A 17,716-nucleotide genomic window follows, 5' to 3' on the forward strand; every position below is an offset into this window, starting at 1 on the left:
ATCGATCTGTGGGGGGCCGGGGAGTCGTCGACCCCGGCCTACCCGACTAGGCCGGCGCGGCGCCGGGCTCGCCCGCCTCCGGCGGGTTCAACGGGAGCTCCACCACGAACGTCGCGCCCGCGCCCGGATGGCTCTCCACCCGGATGGATCCGCCGTGCGACATCACGATCGAGCGCACGATGTACAGCCCGAGGCCGAGGCCGCCGAAGTTCCGCACCGACACCGCGCGCTCGAAGCGCTCGAAGATCCTGCCCTGATCGGCCTCGGCGATCCCGATGCCCTGATCCCGGACGACCACCAGCGCGCGATCGGCCTTCCGCCGCACGCCGACGAGGATAGGCCTCTCTGCACCGTACTTCATCGCGTTCGACAGGAGGTTGATGACGACCTGCTCCACGCGAGACGGATCCCAGTGGCCGACCACGGGCTCGTCCAGATCGAGCTGGATCGGGCAGCGGGCGTCCGCGAGCTGCGGGCGCATCCGGTCGACGACCTCGCGCGCCAGCGCCGTAAGATCGACCGGCGCCCGCGCGAGCGTCAGCCGCCCGGCGTTCAGCCGCGTGACGTCGAGCAGCTCGTCGACCAAGCGCCCGAGCCGCAACGTCTGGCGGCCGAGCGTCTGGAACATCCTCTCGAACCGCTCCGGGGGGACGTCCGCGAGCGAGCGGCGGCGCAGGGCGCGCTCGACCGCCTGGACCTGCATCTGCAGCGAGGTCAGCGGCGTCTTGAGCTCGTGAGACGCGACGACGAGGAACTCGTCCCGCCGCTGGATCGCCTCCTGGGCCTCGGCATACAGACGGGCGTTGTCGAGCACGAGCGCCGCGCGGCGCCCCAGCTCCTCGGCCAGCTGCAGGTCGGCGGGACCATAACGGCGCTCGGGCGCGGTCGCCAGCAGGGTCATGACGCCGAAGTACCGGTCGCGCGCGAGCAGCGGAACCCGCAGGAAGGAACGGACGCCGAGCCGATCCCAGGTTGGCCTGACCCGGGGGTCGAGCGAATGCACCTGCTGCAACAGCGGCGTGGCGCGGCCATCTTCCCCCTCGGATCCGGCCGGCGACGCCTCTGCCAGAGCGCGCAGCGCGTCCTTCAGCGCTCCCAGCTGCTCGCCGGGCACCCCTGCGATGGCTGTCGGGCCCGGCGTCCTGTCCTCCAAGAGCACCTCGACGACGCACTGATCCGAGAGCTCGGGCACCGGGAGCTGCGCCACGCTCTCGAAGGTCGCGCCGTAGCCCAGCGTCATCAGCCTGCGGCTCGCCTCGGCCAGGAAGCGCTCGGCCTGCTCGGCCCGCTTGCGCTCGGTGATGTCGGTGGAGATGCCGCAGACCGCACGAGGCTCAGCGCCCTGGCCCAGAGGGAACTTGACGGAGAGCGCGGTGCGCAGTCCGCTGGCGAGCGGCACCGTCTCCTCCCACTCCATCGGCGCGCCCGCCTCGAGCACCTGCCGGTCGTGCTCGCGGAGCGCCGCGGCGACGGGCGGAGGAAAGAGATCGGCGTCGGTCTTCCCGAGGATCTGCTCGCTCGGCACGCCCAGGAGGGCCGCCACCGGCCGGTTGGCGAGCAGGTAGCGACCCTCGTCATCCTTCACGTAGACGCCCGCCGCCGAGTTGTCGACGATCGCCTGGAGCATCTCCTGGTTGGCCTTGAGCGCCTGTTCCGCCCGCCGCCGCTCGGCGTTCTCCTGCTCCAGCTCGGCATAGAGCATCGCGTTCTCCAGCGAGATCGCCGACTGCGAGGCGAGCAGCTCGATGACGCTGAGCCGCCCGGGGGTGAAGGCGCCGGTGATGAGGTTGTTCTCCAGGTAAAGCAGGCCGATGAGCCGGGCCTGGCGCACGATCGGGAGACACAGCACCGATCTCGGGCGCTTGCGCCGGAAATACTCATCCTCCATGAAGGGGTGCCGGGCGGCGGCGTCGTCGAGCAGCACGCGCTCGTGGCTCCGGCGAACATAGTTGAGGACGGACCGCGGCAGCGCGGCCGAAGGCGCCTCGCCCGCGCCGAGCAGCCGCACCGCGCCCCCTGGCGTCTCGATCGCCGCTGTCCACAGCCGCTCATCCTGGCCGAGGAGGACACAGCCCTCCTCGGCGCCCGCGTGCTCGACCACGACGCGAAGCAGCGTCTCGAGCAGGCGCGGGAGCTTGAGCTCGCCGGAGATGCCCTGCGAGGCCTTGACCACCGACAGGACGTCGAACTGCTCGGCCCGCACGGCGAACGTGACGGTGGGGGCGATCGGCTTGCGCTCGACGAGGTAGGGGTAGCGCTGATCGAGCTGCTCCACCTTGGCGTGGGCGCCCCACGTGAAGTAGGCGGCGCGGGCCCTTCGCAGGTGGGCGCCTTCGGACGTGGAGAGGCCGCGCGCGCGGTAGAGCCCCGCGGCGAGCTCGGAGGCGATGGCCTCGTGCTGGACGAAGCCGCCCTCCCGCGCCGACGAGATGGCCTGCTCGTAGAGCCCGATGGCCTCCAGGTCCTGCCCGCGGAGCCGGGCGATCTCGGCGCGGACCAGGGCGTGCTTGTGAAGGAAGTTGTCGGGGCCGCTCCTGGCCCACTCGCCGAGCTGCCGCTCGCACTCGAGGAGCTCCTCGGGGAGCGCCCGCAGCGGGGATGGCTGCGCCTCGTGCGCCTCGTGCGCTTCGTCGCAAAGGGCCGCGAGCGCGAGCGCGCGAACATAGAAACTCTCGGCGATGAGCGCGTGCGGCCCGACCCTGGGCGGGTGCTCGGCGATCGCGCGGGTCGCCGCCGCGAGCGCCTCTCGGGGAGAGCCGAGCACGAAGAGCGCCTGCGCCTTCAAGCTGTAATAGAAGTCGCGAGCGGCCTCCAGCTCCCCACCCTCCTCCAGCCGCGCCTCGAAGGCCGGCGGATCCAGCTCGGACCCGTCCGGCATCGCGAAGCGGACCGGCCTGCCGCGCAGCGTCTGGATCATGGCGTGGCCGCCGAGGAGGGCGTTGTGCGGGAACGCGTAACCGACCCTGCGCACGAAATCGAGGCGCGCTTTGACCTCGTGGAGCACGTCCTCCAGCGGCTCGCCCGAGAGCAGCGGGAACAGCGCGGCCCAGATGCAGTTGAGGCACGCGTTGTTCAGATTACCGGACTCGACCGCGGCGCTGAAGCCGTCGCGCGTGTACGGATACGTCTCTCGGTAGTGGCGTGTCCAGTAGACGACATAGTGTAAGAGGATGACCACCACCGATTTCGTGGTGAGGAGGCCGCTCCGGTCCGCCAGGTCGTGGCCGACCCTGCCGAACAGGAGAGCCTCCTGATATCGCCCGAACCTCGAGCTGATCACCATCGCGAAGGCGGCGTACGCGACAGCGGAGTGCTCGGCGTTGCCGTGGCGCAGGCTGAGCTTGACCATGCGCATGACGACGATGTTGTACAGGTTCGGGTCCACGAAGAACGCAGGGAGGGACACGCTCTGCAGCACGCCCATCGTGGTCTTGATCTCCGGGTGCGTCATGGGGGGCAGGTGGATCAGGGTATCGATGGCCCGATCGCCCAGGGCCTGCCAGACGCTCTCGGTCTCCTCCTCAATCTGTGCGTCGGTGGGGTGGAGCGGCAGATCGACGTCGCACGCGCGGAGGCACGAGAGCCCGATCTCCACCGCGCGGGCGTATTGCCCGCGGGTGACGTTCAGCGCGACGACGAGCTCGACGACGGCGGCCGTCTCGCGCCGGGTCCTCGCGCGCTCCATGAGCTCTCCCAGGCGCCGCTCGGCGTCCTCGAAGCTGCCGGTGATGTACGCGATGTGCGCGCGCTCGAAGGCCAGGTCGTAGGTCAGCTCGTGACGCGTCTCCCAAGAGGCCGGCGCGAGCAGCGAGAGGCCCGCGGCGAAGAGCCCGGCGGCGGACTGGAAGGCCGCGGCGGCCTTGGCCTTCCTGCCGGCGCGGAGGTTCAGCTCGGCGACCTCCTCCCGCTCCGCCTGGGAACGCAGACGCGCGGCGCCGCGGTTGAGGTGGCCGACGACGTCGAAGAGCGCGTCGTCGCGCTCCTCCGCGCGTCGTGCCCTGAGGAGCAGCCGCCCGATCCCGAGGTGCGTCTCGGCGAGCTGTCCCGCCGGGATGAGCGCGTAAGCGGCTTGCTGCACCCGGTCATGGAGGAATCGATAGGCGCCGTCTCGGCGGAGGAGCAGCCCCTCCCGCACGACCTCCTCGAGCGCGTCGCCGAGCTCCGCCGCCGGACGGCCCGCGACCACCGCGAGCGTGTCGAGCTCCAGGCTGCTGCCGAGGCACGCGGCGAGCGCGAGCACCTCCCGCGCCGGGTCCGAGAGCCGCTTCAGCTTGCCCGCCATCAGGTCGACGACATTGTCGGTGAACCCCTTGTCGCGGATCGCGGCGATGTCCCACCGCCATCTGCCCTCCTCCGCGTCGAAGGTGATGAGCCCCTCCTGGTGCAGCGCGATCAGGAACTGGAGCACGAAGAACGGGTTGCCGCCGGTCTTCTCGTAGACCAGCCGCGAGAGCGGCTCGACCTGCTCTGCCGGCGCGTGGACCGTCTCGGCGACGAGCGCCCCGACATGGGCGGCCGAGAGCGGGTAGAGGACGAGCTCGGACACGGCGGCGCCGCGCCTCCGCGCCTCGGCCAGCGTGAGCCGCAGCGGGTGCGCGGGGCCGACCTCGTTGTCGCGGTAGGCGCCGATCAGCAGGAGGTGCTCGGACCCGGCGTAGGTGGCGAGCTGCTCGAGCAGCTGGAGGCTTCCCGCGTCGGCCCACTGCAGATCGTCGAGGAAGAGCGCCACGGGGTGCTCTTTCTGGGCGCACGCGGAGACGAAGCGCTGGAGCGTCGCGTGCAGCCGGCTCTGGGCCTCGGTGGGCGGCAGCTCGGGCACGGGCGGCTGGGGGCCAAGGAGCAGTTCCAGCTCGGGGAGCACGTCGGCGAGCAGCCTGCCGTTGGGCCCCAGGGCCTCCCGCAGGTGCTGTCTCCAGCGCTCGACCTGCTCCTCGCTCGCGCCGAGGAGCTCCTGCACCAGCGCCCGGAACGCCTGATGGAAGGCGCGGTAGGGGACGTCCCTCGCGGTTTGATCGAACTTGCCGGAGAGGAAGAACCCCCGCTCCCTCACGATCGGCCGGTGCAGCTCGGCGGCGAGCGACGACTTCCCGATGCCCGCGTACCCCGACACGAGCACGAGCTCCGGCCGGCCCTGCGCCACCACCCGCTCGAACACGGCGAGCAGCGCCTCCACCTCGCGCTCGCGCCCGTACAGCCGCTGGGGCACCTGGAACCGGTCGGAGAGATCGCGCTCACCGAGCGCGAAGGGCGGAATGGCGCCGCTCGTCCGCCACCGGGCGAAGCACTCGTCCAGGTCGTGCCGCAGGCCGGCCGCGCTCTGGTAGCGCTCCTCGGCGGCCTTGGAGAGCAGCTTGAGCACGACCTCCGACAGGAGCGGGGGAATCGACGGGACGAGCGCGCGCGGCGGGACCGGCTTCTGGGCGATGTGGCAATAGACCCACTCGACGGGATCGCTGGCCCGGAACGGCAGGGTGCCCGTCAGGAGCTCGTAGAAGACGACGCCCAGGGAGTAGAGATCGGTCCGCTCGTCGACCCAGCGGTTCATCCGGCCCGTCTGCTCCGGGGCCATGTAGGCCAGGGTCCCCTCGATGAGCCCGGCGTGCTCGATGTGCTGGAGCTCGCGGGGTATCCGGGACGCAATCCCCAGGTCGGTGATCTTCACCTCGCCGGTGGTGGGGTTGAGGAGCAGGTTCTGGGGTTTGATGTCCTTGTGGACGACGTCGTGCCGATGCAGCCCGGCGAGCGCCTTCGCCAGGCGGACGGCGAGGGGGAAGAAGCGCTCGAGCGGCATCGGCCCTTCCAGGAGCCGATCGAGCGATACGCCGCCGAAATCCTCCAGGACCAGCGCCGGCTGACCGCCGAGCATCTCGAGCGCGTAGGGCTTGACGATGGCGGTTGTGTCGATCGTCCGGGCGACCTCGTGCTCGTGACGCAGCCGCCCGAGGGCGCGAGGGCTCGCGTGATCGCGACGGAGGACCTTGAGCACCACGGGACGGCGGTCGCCCCGGCGTAGACCCCGATAAAGAAGGGTGTCCGAGCCCTCGCAGAGGACCGCGATGATGGCGTAACGGGACGACGCACCGTGATTGGAGAAGACGGGAATGGTGTTCACAGGAGCTGTACGACGGGTAACGCGCGACGGATGCTGCCATGCGCGGCGCGCATCGCCATCGATTTGAGCGGGCGAGGCGCCGGACATCATCCGTCCTCCTCCGCGAGCCAGCGCGCGCCGCGCCCCACGCCGGCGCCACCCTGCCGATGACATCGTGAAAGGACTTGCCGAAGAAGATGCCGACCAGGTGGGCTCGCGAGCCCGGTGAGACAGGGGGGCGGTCGCTCAGCGCAGCGCGCAGGCGAGCCCATCAGGCGGGCTCGCCTGCCTGGTGAGGCGGGGATGCGCTCAGCTCATCTCCAGGAACAGCCGGTCTGGATCCTCCAGATACCCGATGATCTCATAAGCGAACGCGGCCCCCGCGTGACCATCGATGATCCGGTGATCGCTGGATGGGCATCTCGCGCAGCTCGAGGCGCAGGAGGGAGACCTTCTCACGGTCGACATCAACGGCGTGATCCTCCGCGGATACTTCGTGCGCGTCGAGCGTCAGCGGCTCACCTGGAGCACGGCGAGCCGCTCCCCATCTCGGCGCGATCAGGGGCCCGCAACGGAGGGCGGGGGCGAGCTGCGGGCATGCTCGAGGAAGGCCCGCGTGGCAGGGCCAAAGGTCGCATAGATGCCGCCGAAATCGCAGCGCATACGATCCGAGCCCAGCCCGCCCGAGACGACGCCGTAGACAGCCAGCTCGCCGCCTGCGCGTCGTACGAGGGGGCTGCCCGAGTCGCCGTTGCAGGGCTGGACGTCGCCCGCGACGTGCCCCACCCAGGCCTCGTAGCCATCGAGCAGCAACGTCTCATCGTAGCGCCGGCGGAGGTAGTCGTTCCACGCCTCGTCGTCGCTGTCCTCCCGGCGGGGCGCGTCCTCGAGCAAGCGCGAGACATCGTGGGTCTCCGTGTAATGAATGAAGCCCTCGAAGCTGCCGAAGATATGCGAGAACACCTTCCCCCGCCGCGCGCGGAGCGTCACCGTGCCCGCCTTGCGCGTGCCCGCTGTGCCAGCGCTATCCTGGATGCCGTACCCGATGGCGCCGAAGCGCGTCTCCAGATCGTCGTCCGAGAGGTCGCCGAGCGAGAGCGGGGCGATGTCCTCGATCGCCTCGTCGAGGTGCACCACGCCGACGTCACGACCGTTGCCGATGAATCCGCCCTGGTCGCCGGGGGCCATTCGGAAGTCTGCGATCTCGATCCTCCGCTCCGGGGCGTTGCCATCGGGGCCTACGGCGAAATACAAGGTGTCGCCCGGATCGAGGAGCCTGCGCGCGACGACGATACAATGCTTGGCGGTGACAACCGTCTCCTTGCCGATCAGCGTACCTCCGCAGAACGGCACATAGCGCCTCTGTATCACGCCCGCTGCATCGGTGGCTGCTTGCTCGATGCCGAGGCTACCGATGGCGTCGAGCCCGTGGCTCTTCGCGTCGGCGCCCCCGATGATGTAGGCATCGCCGGCGCTGAGGGGATGCGTCGCTTCGCCTGCGTCCATATCGCTGCTGCAGGCGGGAGTCACCAAGCACGCGCAGAGACTGGTGAGCACCCAGCCGCTGGAGACGATGTAAGTGTGCGAACTCATGGAAATGCTTTCCCTAGTGGTGTCAGGGTTCTCTCTGCGACATTGCTCTTTGAGCGACTTGACGGATGAGCCCGCAAATCGGGCGCCATGATGGCACACTTCGAATCCGCGAGCGCCCATTTCAGCGGGCCCGCGGCCAAAGCCGGAGGTGAGCGCCAGCGCGAAGCGCGGCGCCTGCGCTTGCCTTGACCTGTCTCGTGTTCTGCACCACATGGTTCCTTGGAAGGGGGTCTTGTATGTATCAGGAAAGCCTCACGATTGGAGCGAGCTCAGTAACGATCAATTCACTCTTCGCTGACGCCGCAGCGGCGCGCTTCGCCGCAGGCGCCATCGTCAGTGAGCATCTGCCCGCCATCTCGACGCCGAGCGAACCTCGGGACAGCGACATGGCCGACTGCTGTTGGATCATCGTCGCGACGTCGGGCTGCTCGACCTAGGCGCCTCCGGCGGCGCCCGGTCGGGCCCCATCCTCGCGGGACGGCGGGGCGAGTGTGCGGCCCGCGCGCATCTGCGCGCGGGCCGCACGCGCGTCGTGCACGACGCCGAGGTACCTGCACGGAACGAGGCGATCCATGCTGAATGTCGACGACGCTCCACGGTACTTGTTCGAACAGGGCCTGATCTCCGAGGAGGCAATCCTTCATCGCGGCTTGACGATCACGAGCGTCGCGCGGCGCAACAGGAGCCTGCGCGTCGAGCTCGGGGACGGCTCCGGCTACCTCATCAAGCAGCCCGAGCACTCGATCTACGGCGGCGGCGGGCTGCTCTCGAGCGAGGCTGCATTCTATGCGTTCTGCTGGAACGAGCCTGCTGTCGAGGCGCTCTGCGCGTCTTTGCCGCGCGTCGCTCACGTCGATCCTGAAAGGGGGCTGTTCGCGCTCTCGTTGGTCGAGGGCGCGCTCCCGCTCTGGCGCTGTGCGTCGTCGCCCGGCGGCGCCGCGCAGCTGGTCGACGCGTCGAGGCTTTTCGGGCGTGCGCTCGCGCTCGTTCATGGCACCTTCATGGATGCGCGCCTGCGCGCCGATCCCCGGCTCTCCTTCCTCCGCGACGGCGCGCCGTTCATCTTCGACCTGCACCGGCCTTCTCCGGAGCTGCTGTCGAACATCAGCCCGGCGAGCTACGAGGTGCTGCACATCATCCAATCCGATGCGCTCCTCATGGAGCGCATGGACGAGCTCCGTGGTCTGCTTCGCTCGGAGACGGTCATTCACAACGACGTCAAGCTGGATAACCTCCTCATCGTCACGGAGCCGAGCCGCGGCGACGTGTGCAGGATCTGCGTGGTCGACTGGGAGCACGTCCAGCTCGGCGACCCGGCCTGGGATCTGGCCGGCGCGCTGAAGGATTTCGTGGCCCTCTGGATCTTATCGATGCCCAGCCACGCGCCGCCGGGGCAGATGATCGAGGGAGCGGCGCTCCCGATGAGCGCGATCCAGCCAGCCATCCGAGCGTTCTTTGAGGCTTATAGAGACGCGCGAGGGCTCCCGCTCGGGGAGACGCGCGAGGTCGTACGCCGCGCTGTCCGCTTCTCGGCCGCGCGCTTGATTCAGACGGTGTACGAGATGGCGAACGGGCTCCGGGCGCTCCATGCCCACCCGGTGATGATACTTCAGATCGCCGCCAATCTATTCGCGGATCCCGGGCGGGGGCAGTCCCAGCTCTATGGGCTCTCTGAGACGACGGGAGGAGCGTGATGCGCGAGGTTTGCCACGAGGATCTGGTGCGGATAGCCGGCGCGGTGGAGATTCACTCGCCTACGTCGTACTCGTTTTTCGGCGACACGCGTGATCTCTCCACGGGGCTGATGCCAGCTGTCCCGCTCTGGAGCGAGCCGCGAGGCGACGACGCGCGCTCGCGGACCGAGGCGGCGCTGGAGAGCGAGCTCTATTTCCGGCTCTATGTGCGCCCGCGGGCGAGCCGGACGCCGTCGGGCGACCCGCTCCCGCTGCGGGATCACGTGGCAGCCCTCTCGGCCGCGAACTGTGGACAAACGACCTGGGAGCCGGGGTGGAAGGTCGTCGCGATCGGCGATGACGGTCGCGTCGGTGTGATGAAGGATCGGGTGACCTTCTGGGTGTCGCCGCTCGAGCTCTGCCCGGCACCTTCGCTGGGTGAGTATTGCCGGGTCCGGATCGGCAAGGAGATACGCCAGCTCGTTCCCGGATACTACCTCGCGCTCGGGGGCGGGGAGCCCGGCGGTGATCCACGGCCAAGGCGCCCTGCCGTCCGCATCTACTGGAACCTCACGGCGCCGGGGGCGATCCACTACATGAAGCTCGCGACCGAGCGGCTGAACGCCGCGGGCCTCCCCTTCCGGACGAAGGTGATCGCCGATCCGCGCCTCTACAGGCGCGCCGACGCCGGCGTGCTCTACCTGGAATGGGAGAGCTTGCCGCTGGCGCATCCCATGATCTTCGAGATCCACGCCGCCCTGCGCGGAGCCCTGCATGACGAGATCCCGATGTTCACGAAGCGCCTGGCGAGGGGCCTGGCGGCGGCCGAGGATCCCGGCGACGGGTTGAGCTTCGGTCAATCGAGGTGCCGGATCGCGGCGCGCGGGCTGCTCTCCATGTGCGCCCATGGACGCGCGGACGCCGACCATCGTCTCGTGGCGCTGCTCTCCGCGTTCCACCAGGCAGGCCTGGATGCGGCGCGCCCGTACCTCGGAAACGCTGCGTGGGGCAGGAATGGATCATGAGAGGACACAGGTGAGGTGACCATGCATTCGAGCCGCGCGTGTCGGAGCCTCTTCGAGGCGACCGCGATCGGGATCGGCCGGGATCTGTGCGACGGCGCGTTCTGGGACGCGGAGCGGAGGCAATGCAACTGGATGGGACGCACGGACGAGAACCCCACGCGGCAGCCGTTCTCGCTTTCGTCCGCGGCCATCGGCCCGGAGCTGTACGCCGGCAGCGCCGGCGTCGCGCTCTTCCTGACGGAGCTCTACGGATGGACGCGTGAGCCGGAGCTCCGCGCGACGGCGGAAGGGGCGCTCCGTAGATCCGTCCAGCACCTCCGGTCGCGGCCGACGCCCGCGTCACCGCTCTCGCTCTTCGCCGGCCATCTGGGCGTGGCCTATGCGCTCGCGCGCCTGTCAGATCTCGCGCCCGACGCCGAGATCATCGCCGAGCTGCCCCGGCTGGTCGGCGAGGCGATCGACGCGATCGAGGCGCCCCACGGGCTCGATCTCATCACGGGCACGGCGGGGACGATCTTGGCGCTGCTCTCGCTGTCCCGACGAGAGGGGTTCGAGAGGTGCCTCGACGGCGCGTCTTTGTGTGGAGAAGAGCTGTGCGACGCCGCTCGATGGGACGGGGAGAGCTGCAGTTGGGACGCCGCCAGAGCGAGCGGCCCGTCGTTCACGTGGGGACCGATGACCGGCCTCTCGCATGGGGCGTCGGGGATCGCGCTGGCACTGCTCGAACTGTACGCGAGGACAGGCGGGCGCAGGCTCCTGGACGTCGCGCGCGGCGCGTTCGCCTTCGAGGATGGTCTCTTCATGGAGGAGGTCGGCAACTGGATCGACGTGCGGCACGCGTACTCGCGGCGCCTCGGCGTGCCGAGCGGCGCCTGCCAGACGACATGGTGTCACGGCGCGCCTGGAATCGGGCTCGCGCGGGCCCGCGCCATGACGCTGGACCCCGAGCGCGCCGACCAGCACGCCCTGGCGGCCCGCGCGGCAGCGCGCACCACGCGCGCCGCGATGCGTCAGAAAATGGAGGTCTCGGGCCACGACGCGACGCTCTGCCACGGCATCGCGGGGCTCTCTGGAGTCCTCTTGTCCGTCGGGGCACAGCTCGGCGACGCGTCGCTCTGCGTGCTGTCGGCAGAGTGCATGGAGCAGCTGGCCGGCCAGTATGCCGCCGCCGCCGACTGGCCTTCCGGCATTCACGCCGGTGGCCCTCACCCAGGCCTCATGATCGGCGCCGCGGGGCTCGGACTCCACCTGCTACGGCAAGCGAAGCCGGGGGCATCCGCTATGCTGACGATCATCCCGTGACGCGCCGCGATCGACCGCCCAACAGAAGGAGCGGCCCACTTGACGCGAGCCAGCGCCCGCCGCCGCGATCCGCGCCGTCCTGCCACAGCGGCCGAGCCCAGGCCCGGAAGCCGGGCCCTGCGCTCAGCTCATCTCGAGGAAGAGCCGATCCGGATCCTCCAGATACCCGATGATCTCGTAGGCGAACGCCGCCCCCACGTGACCGTCGATGATCCGGTGATCGAACGACAGCGACAGCAGCATCACCTCGCCGATCACGATCTGCCCGTCGCGCACCACCGGCTTCTGCTTCATCTGGTGGATCCCGAGGATCGCCACCTCGGGGAAGTTCAGGATCGGCGTCGCGAACAGCCCCCCTTGCTGGCCGAGCGACGTGATCGTGAACGTCGAGCCGCCGAGATCCTCCGGCTTCACCCGCCCTGCCTTCGTGTCCTCGCCGAGCCGCGCGATCTCCTGCGCGATCTCCAGCACGCTCCGGCGATCCGCGTCGCGCACGACCGGCACGATGAGCCCCGCCTCGGTCGCGGACGCGATGCCGATATGGTAGCTCTTCCGGACGACGATCTCCTGCGCGGCCTCGTCGAAGGTGCTGTTCAGCGTCGGGTGCTTCTTGAGCGCGGCGACGACGGCCTTCACGAAGAAGGGCAGGAACGTGAGCTTGACGCCCGCCTTCTCGGCCAGCGGGCGCAGGCGCGCGCGGCGCTCCTTCAGCGCGGAGACGTCGCACTCCTCGACGAAGGTGAAGTGCGCCGCCGTGTGCTTCGACCGCGACATCGCCTCGAAGATCCGCTTGCGCACGCCGCGCAGCGGGACGCGCTCGTCGCCCGGCGCCGCCGGCTGCCCGCGGCCGCGCTCCCCCTCGGGCCGGGCCGCCACGCGCACCGGCGCCTCGTCCAGCAGCTCGGCCTCCACGGCCGCCGCGCCCGCCGCCCGCTCCGGTGCGCCCGCCGGCCGCTTCGGCGCCACCTCGGACAGCGCCGGGGCCGTCACGGGCGCCACCTCGGCCGCCTCGGGCGCCTCCAGCGCCCGCACGTCGTCCTTCGTCACGCGGCCCCCGGGGCCGGTCGGCGGCACGCGCCGCAGGTCGACCCCGAGGTCGCGCGCCAGCTTGCGCGTCGCCGGCGTCGCCAGCGGCTTCTCGTTGAAGTAGGCCGCCGCGCCGGCGCCCGCGCTGCCGTTCGCCCACGCGGGCCGCGCCGGCACCATCAGGTTCATCCCCGGGAGGTCCTCCCGGATGTCGCCGACCGCCGTCGCCGCAGGCTCGGCAGGGCCGGTCTTCGCGGCGGATTGACGCATCCCCGCCCCGGACGAGGGCGACGGCGCCGCAGGCCGGCCGTGCGCCCCCGCGCCCGCGCCTGACGGCGCCGGCGCCGGCGACGCGGCGGCCGGCCGGTCGTCGAGATCGAACACCACGAGCACCGAGTGGACCGGGACCACCCCGCCCACCTTGCCCCGCGTCTCCACGATCCGGCCCGAGCGCGGCGACGTGATCGTCACCGTCGCCTTGTCGGTCATCACCTCGACCATCGGCTGGTCCTCGACGACCACGTCGCCCGGCGACACCAGCCAGCTGACGATCTCCCCCTCCGTGACGCCCTCGCCGATGTCCGGAAGCCTGAACTCGTACTTGCCCATGCGTCAGTACCTCGCCGTCTCCAGGATCGCCGGAAGGATACGATGCGAGAGCGGGAGGTACTCGTTCTCGAGGGTGTAGGGGAAGGGGGTGTCGAAGCCCGTGACCCGGAGCGGCGGCGCCTCCAGGTGGAGGAACGCCTTCTCGTTGACCAGCGCGACGATCTCGGCCCCGAAGCCGCAGGTCTTCGGCGCCTCGTGCACCACGATGAACCGGCCCGTCCGCTTCACCGACTCGACCACCGTGTCGATGTCGAGCGGCCACAGCGTGCGGAGGTCGATCACCTCGCACTCGATGCCCTGCGCGGCCGCCTGATTCGCCGCGTCGAGCGCCTCGTAGAGCATCGCGCCCCAGACCACGAGCGTCACGTGCCAGCCCGGCCGGACCACGCTCGCCTGGCCGAGCGGGACCGTGTAGTCGCCCTCGGGGACGTCCCCCTTCGCCGCGCGGTAGATGCGCTTCGGCTCGAAGAACAGCACCGGATCGGGATCCCGGATCGACGAGAGCAGGAGCCCCTTCGCGTCGGCCGGGTTCGACGGGCACACGACCTTCAGGCCCGCCACGTGGATGAACTGCGCCTCGGGCGACTGCGAGTGGTAGTGCCCGCCGCGGATGCCGCCGCCCACCGGCGTGCGGATGACGAGCTTCGACGGGTACTCGCCGCCCGAGCGGTAGCGGTACTTCGCCAGCTCGGACACGATCTGGTCGTACGCGGGATAGATGAAATCGGCGAACTGGATCTCCGGGATCGGCACGAGCCCGTAGAGCGCCATGCCGATCGCCGTCCCCACGATGCCGCCCTCCGAGAGCGGCGTGTCGATCACCCGGTCGTCCCCGAACTCGTCGAACAGGCCCTGGGTAACGCGGAACACCCCCCCGACCTTGCCGACATCCTCGCCGAGCACGACGACCCGCGCGTCCCGCCGCATCTCGTGGCGTAGCGCGTCGTTGATCGCCTGGACCATGTTCATCTGAGGCATGCTCTTCGTCTCCGTCTCTCGGCCAGAAGGTGGGAATGCAACCTCACAGGCGCCCCCGCTCCCCTGGGGACCCTATCGATCGCGGGCGGCGGCGCCACCCCGGCCATCGGCGCCGCCCGGCGAGCCGCCCCGCCGACCGCGCCGTCGTCCACGCCGCGCCCGCACGCGCTAGTGGCCGCCGTGGCCCTTGGGCCTCGGGCCCGCCTTGAGCTGCTCCCGCTGCTCGACCAGGTGCCACGGCGGCTCCGCATAGACGTCCTCGAACATCGAGTCGAGCGACGGCGGCGCCACCTTCTCCGAGACCGCGATGCAAGCCTTGATCTCCGCGTCGACCGCCGCCTCGATCTCGCGATCCTGCGCCTCGGTCCAGCCGTGGGCGCGCTCCATGTGCCGCCGCAGCCGCGCGATCGGATCGAGCCGGCGCCACGGGTCGAGCCACGCGTCGGGGCGGTACGCCTTGGGGTCGTCGCTCGTCGAGTGGCCCGACAGGCGGTACGTCATCGCCTCGATGAGCGTCGCGCCCTCGCCGCGCGCGGCGCGCGCGATCGCGTCGCGCGTCACCTTCACGACGGCGAACAGATCGTTGCCGTCGACCCGCACCCCGGGGACGCCGTACGCGACGCCCTTGCACGCGAACGTGTTGCTCGACGTCTGGCGCTCGGTCGGCACGCTGATCGCCCAGCCGTTGTTGCGGCAGAAGAAGACGACCGGCACCTTGAACACGCCCGCGAAGTTGAGGCCGCTGTGGAAGTCCGACGAGCTGGTCGCGCCGTCGCCGAAGTAGACGAGCGCGGCGAGCTCGTCGCGCTTCAGCTTCGCGGCCCACGCGAAGCCCACGGCCTGCGTGAGCTGCGTGCCGATGGGCGAGCTCACCGAGCCGAAGTGCCCCTCGCGGTAGGTGTAGTGGTCCGGCATCTGCCGCCCCTTCACCGTGTCGTTCGCGTTGCCGAACATGTTGTCGATGTACCGCTGGAGCGGCAGCCCCCGCCAGAGCGCGGCGCTGAACTCGCGGTAGCACGGGAACACCCAGTCCTGAGGCCGCGTCGCGTAGGCGCTGCCGAGGATCGCCGCCTCCTCGCCGAGCGAGCCGACGTGGAACCCGATGCGCCCCTGCCGCTGCAGCGCCACGAGGCGCTCGTCGAGGTGGCGCACGCGCACCATGAACTTGTAGAGGGCGCTCACCTCCGACGGGTCGAGCTTCGGATCGTGCGCGGGATCGAGCGAGCCGTCGTCGCGCAGGACCTTGATCACGTCGTCGGCACACGTGTCGAGCGGGTGCCGGGCGACGGCAGCCTGCGGCTCCAGGCTTGCCCCTGAGACGGTCGGCGGGCGGTCGGTGGAGTACGTCGCGGTGCTCATCGGCTCGCGTGGACACTAATCAAAGGCGCTGCCCGAGACCAGTGCCGAGACGCGGCGTTCGCTCATTCGCTTTACGCGCGACGTTGACTCGTCGCAGCGAGCGCGCCTCCGGATTGACTCGCCGCGGCGATCATGGGCCCGCGCGCGGCCTCGCCGCACGTCGCACACCGCACGCCGCGGTGTCGATGTCCCGGTTAGACGTTCCCGGGCTCGGCCGCCTGCGCGAGCGCCTCGTCCACCGCGGCCGCGTCGAGCTTGAACCCGCGCGCGAGCTGCTCGAGCACGCCGCGCTCGTGCAAGCTCACGCCGCCGGAGGCCTGCGCCATGAACGCCGCCACGCGGAGCACCTCGCGCTGGTGCTCGGTCCGCCCGATCGTGCGGGAGACCATGGCGACGCGCTTCTCCATCCCGTCCTCGGCCAGCATCTCGCCGAGGTCGGCGAGCAGCGCCTCGAGCTGCTTTTCGTGGACGAGGTTCTGGCATGCGTCCACGACGATGGCCTGGAAGCGCTTGCGCTCCGCCTCGTCGAAGTGGCCGTCGGCGTTCGCGACGAGGAACGCGGCCTCGATGATCGTCTCGAAGAGCGCCACGGCGGCCGGATCGAAGCCGGTGGGCATCGTGATGTCCTCGATCGGGGGTCGCGCGCTGTAGGCCCTCGCCGCCTGGGCGATGATGGAAGCCACGCGCGCGCGGGGCGTCTCCGCGCCGAGGCGTGACGCGCCGGGAGCGATGCCGCCCGGAGCGATGCCGCGGGGGCGCCTGTCGATGGGAGCGGACATCGTGGTCTTTGACCCTCCTGCCGCCTTCAACGCTCGGACAATCCCCGGGGAGCGTCAAGGCGCTTGCGCCGGCCGCCGCAGCGCGCGGCGAATCCGTTCGGTTTCTCGTCCGACCCGGCCCGCGGGACTAGCGGCGGACCAGGGACGCTGCAGGGACGAGCCGCGCGGCGGGCGCGGCCGCCGGAGCGCCGAGCTGGCGGGGCTCGTCGTCGTCGGGCGCGAGCTCCGCCTCGATCCGGGCGGCCTCGCGGCGCGCCACGGCGAGCCGCTCCTCGAGGAGCGCCTCGATGTGCGCGCCCGCGGGGGCCTCGCCCGCCGGGGCGCCGTCCTGCGGCGCCGGAGGGCGGCGGTCGACGAGGCTGCGGACGAAGACCTCCGCGGCCTTGTAGCTCGATCGCACGAGCGGCGCGCTGGCGGCGTAGAGGAAGCCCATCTCGAGCGCCGCCCGCTCGAACGCGGCGAACGTGTCCGGCTCGACGAAGCGCTGCACGGGCGCGTGCTTCGAGGACGGGCGGAGGTACTGGCCGATGGTCACGATGTCGACCCCCGCCTCGCGCAGGTCGCGCAGCGCCTCCAGCACCTCGTCGTCGGTCTCGCCGATGCCGACCATGATCGAGCTCTTCGTGAGCCGACGCGGCGCCGGCGCGCCGCGCCCCTCCGCGTCCGCGGCGAGGCGCCGCTGCCGGTCCTTCGCGCGCCGCAGCACGGCGAGCGACTGGTCGTAGCTCGACCGGACGTCGCGGATGACGCGGGTGATGCGGCGGACGACCTCGACGTTGTGGGCGAAGACGTCGGGCCCGGCGTCGACGACGGTGTCGACGGCGCTCATGTGGCCCTGGAAGTCGCCGACCAGGGTCTCGATGAGCAGGTCGGGGCGGAGCGCGTGCAGGCGGCTCACCGTGCGGGCGACGTGGTCGGCGCCGCCGTCGAGCAGGTCGTCGCGGTTGACCATCGTCATCACGACGTACTGGAGCGAGAGCCGGGCGATGGCGCGGGCCACGTGCTCCGGCTCGCGCACGTCGACCGCGCCGCGCGGGTCGCCGGTCGTGACCGCGCAGAAGCGGCAGCCGCGCGTGCACACGTCGCCGAGGAGCATCACCGTCGCGGTCCCCTCGCGCCAGCACTCGCCGACGTTCGGGCAGCGCGCCTCCTCGCAGACCGTGTGGAGATCGAGCTTGCGGAACGTCTCCTTGAGGTGGTGGTAGGTGTCGCCTCCAGGAGCGCGGACCTTGAGCCATTCAGGCTTGGGCGAGAACTGCGCCATCAGGGGTGTCCTTAGCC

At 70.7% G+C, this 17,716-nt stretch carries 12 protein-coding genes; 4 read left to right on the forward strand and 8 right to left on the reverse strand.

Annotation, left to right across the window (positions count from 1 at the left end):
- Window positions 1-46: 46 nt before the first annotated feature.
- The 3 genes from WME98_RS34245 to WME98_RS34255 form a co-directional block, all read right to left on the reverse strand.
- Window positions 47-6,112, reverse strand: a complete 6,066-nt coding sequence (locus WME98_RS34245) for an AAA family ATPase (RefSeq protein WP_437945887.1) — start codon at window positions 6,110-6,112, stop codon at window positions 47-49.
- Between the two features lie 288 nt (window positions 6,113-6,400).
- Window positions 6,401-6,559: a 2-oxo acid dehydrogenase subunit E2 gene (locus WME98_RS34250; RefSeq protein WP_437945888.1), complete on the reverse strand. Its 159-nt coding sequence runs from the start codon at window positions 6,557-6,559 to the stop codon at window positions 6,401-6,403.
- 90 nt (window positions 6,560-6,649) lie between these two features.
- Window positions 6,650-7,897, reverse strand: coding sequence for a S1 family peptidase (locus tag WME98_RS34255; RefSeq protein ID WP_437945889.1), 1,248 nt, complete (start codon window positions 7,895-7,897; stop codon window positions 6,650-6,652).
- Between the two features lie 23 nt (window positions 7,898-7,920).
- Here WME98_RS34255 and WME98_RS34260 point away from each other — a divergent pair, with 23 nt between their 5' ends.
- From WME98_RS34260 to WME98_RS34275, 4 genes are all read left to right on the forward strand, one after another.
- On the forward strand, window positions 7,921-8,121 hold the full coding sequence (locus tag WME98_RS34260) for a hypothetical protein (protein WP_437945890.1): 201 nt from the start codon (window positions 7,921-7,923) through the stop codon (window positions 8,119-8,121).
- Between the two features lie 135 nt (window positions 8,122-8,256).
- Entirely contained in the window at window positions 8,257-9,378 is a 1,122-nt protein-coding gene (locus tag WME98_RS34265) for a phosphotransferase (RefSeq protein WP_437945891.1), read from the forward strand.
- On the forward strand, window positions 9,378-10,382 hold the full coding sequence (locus WME98_RS34270; RefSeq protein ID WP_437945892.1) for a T3SS effector HopA1 family protein: 1,005 nt from the start codon (window positions 9,378-9,380) through the stop codon (window positions 10,380-10,382). Before WME98_RS34265 ends, WME98_RS34270 begins: the two co-directional genes overlap by 1 nt.
- A gap of 21 nt (window positions 10,383-10,403) precedes the next feature.
- On the forward strand, window positions 10,404-11,684 hold the full coding sequence (locus WME98_RS34275; RefSeq protein WP_437954053.1) for a lanthionine synthetase LanC family protein: 1,281 nt from the start codon (window positions 10,404-10,406) through the stop codon (window positions 11,682-11,684).
- Between the two features lie 123 nt (window positions 11,685-11,807).
- Here WME98_RS34275 and WME98_RS34280 read toward each other — a convergent pair whose 3' ends face one another.
- The 5 genes from WME98_RS34280 to lipA form a co-directional block, all read right to left on the reverse strand.
- Window positions 11,808-13,319 carry a dihydrolipoamide acetyltransferase family protein gene (locus WME98_RS34280; RefSeq protein ID WP_437945893.1) on the reverse strand — a complete coding sequence of 504 codons (1,512 nt, stop codon included), beginning with the start codon at window positions 13,317-13,319 and terminating at the stop codon, window positions 11,808-11,810.
- A gap of 3 nt (window positions 13,320-13,322) precedes the next feature.
- Window positions 13,323-14,297, reverse strand: coding sequence for an alpha-ketoacid dehydrogenase subunit beta (locus tag WME98_RS34285; protein ID WP_061625212.1), 975 nt, complete (start codon window positions 14,295-14,297; stop codon window positions 13,323-13,325).
- Window positions 14,298-14,465: 168 nt separating this feature from the next.
- Window positions 14,466-15,656: a thiamine pyrophosphate-dependent dehydrogenase E1 component subunit alpha gene (locus WME98_RS34290; protein ID WP_437945894.1), complete on the reverse strand. Its 1,191-nt coding sequence runs from the start codon at window positions 15,654-15,656 to the stop codon at window positions 14,466-14,468.
- 194 nt (window positions 15,657-15,850) lie between these two features.
- Window positions 15,851-16,339 (reverse strand): tellurite resistance TerB family protein, encoded by a 489-nt coding sequence (locus tag WME98_RS34295; protein ID WP_437945895.1) that lies wholly within the window; start codon window positions 16,337-16,339, stop codon window positions 15,851-15,853.
- A gap of 223 nt (window positions 16,340-16,562) precedes the next feature.
- Window positions 16,563-17,699 (reverse strand): lipoyl synthase, encoded by a 1,137-nt coding sequence (gene lipA, locus WME98_RS34300; protein ID WP_437945896.1) that lies wholly within the window; start codon window positions 17,697-17,699, stop codon window positions 16,563-16,565.
- Window positions 17,700-17,716: the final 17 nt, after the last annotated feature.

Origin of the sequence: Sorangium sp. So ce296, from assembly GCF_051529605.1 — a bacterium.
Classification (GTDB): domain Bacteria; phylum Myxococcota_A; class Polyangia; order Polyangiales; family Polyangiaceae; genus Sorangium; species Sorangium cellulosum_D.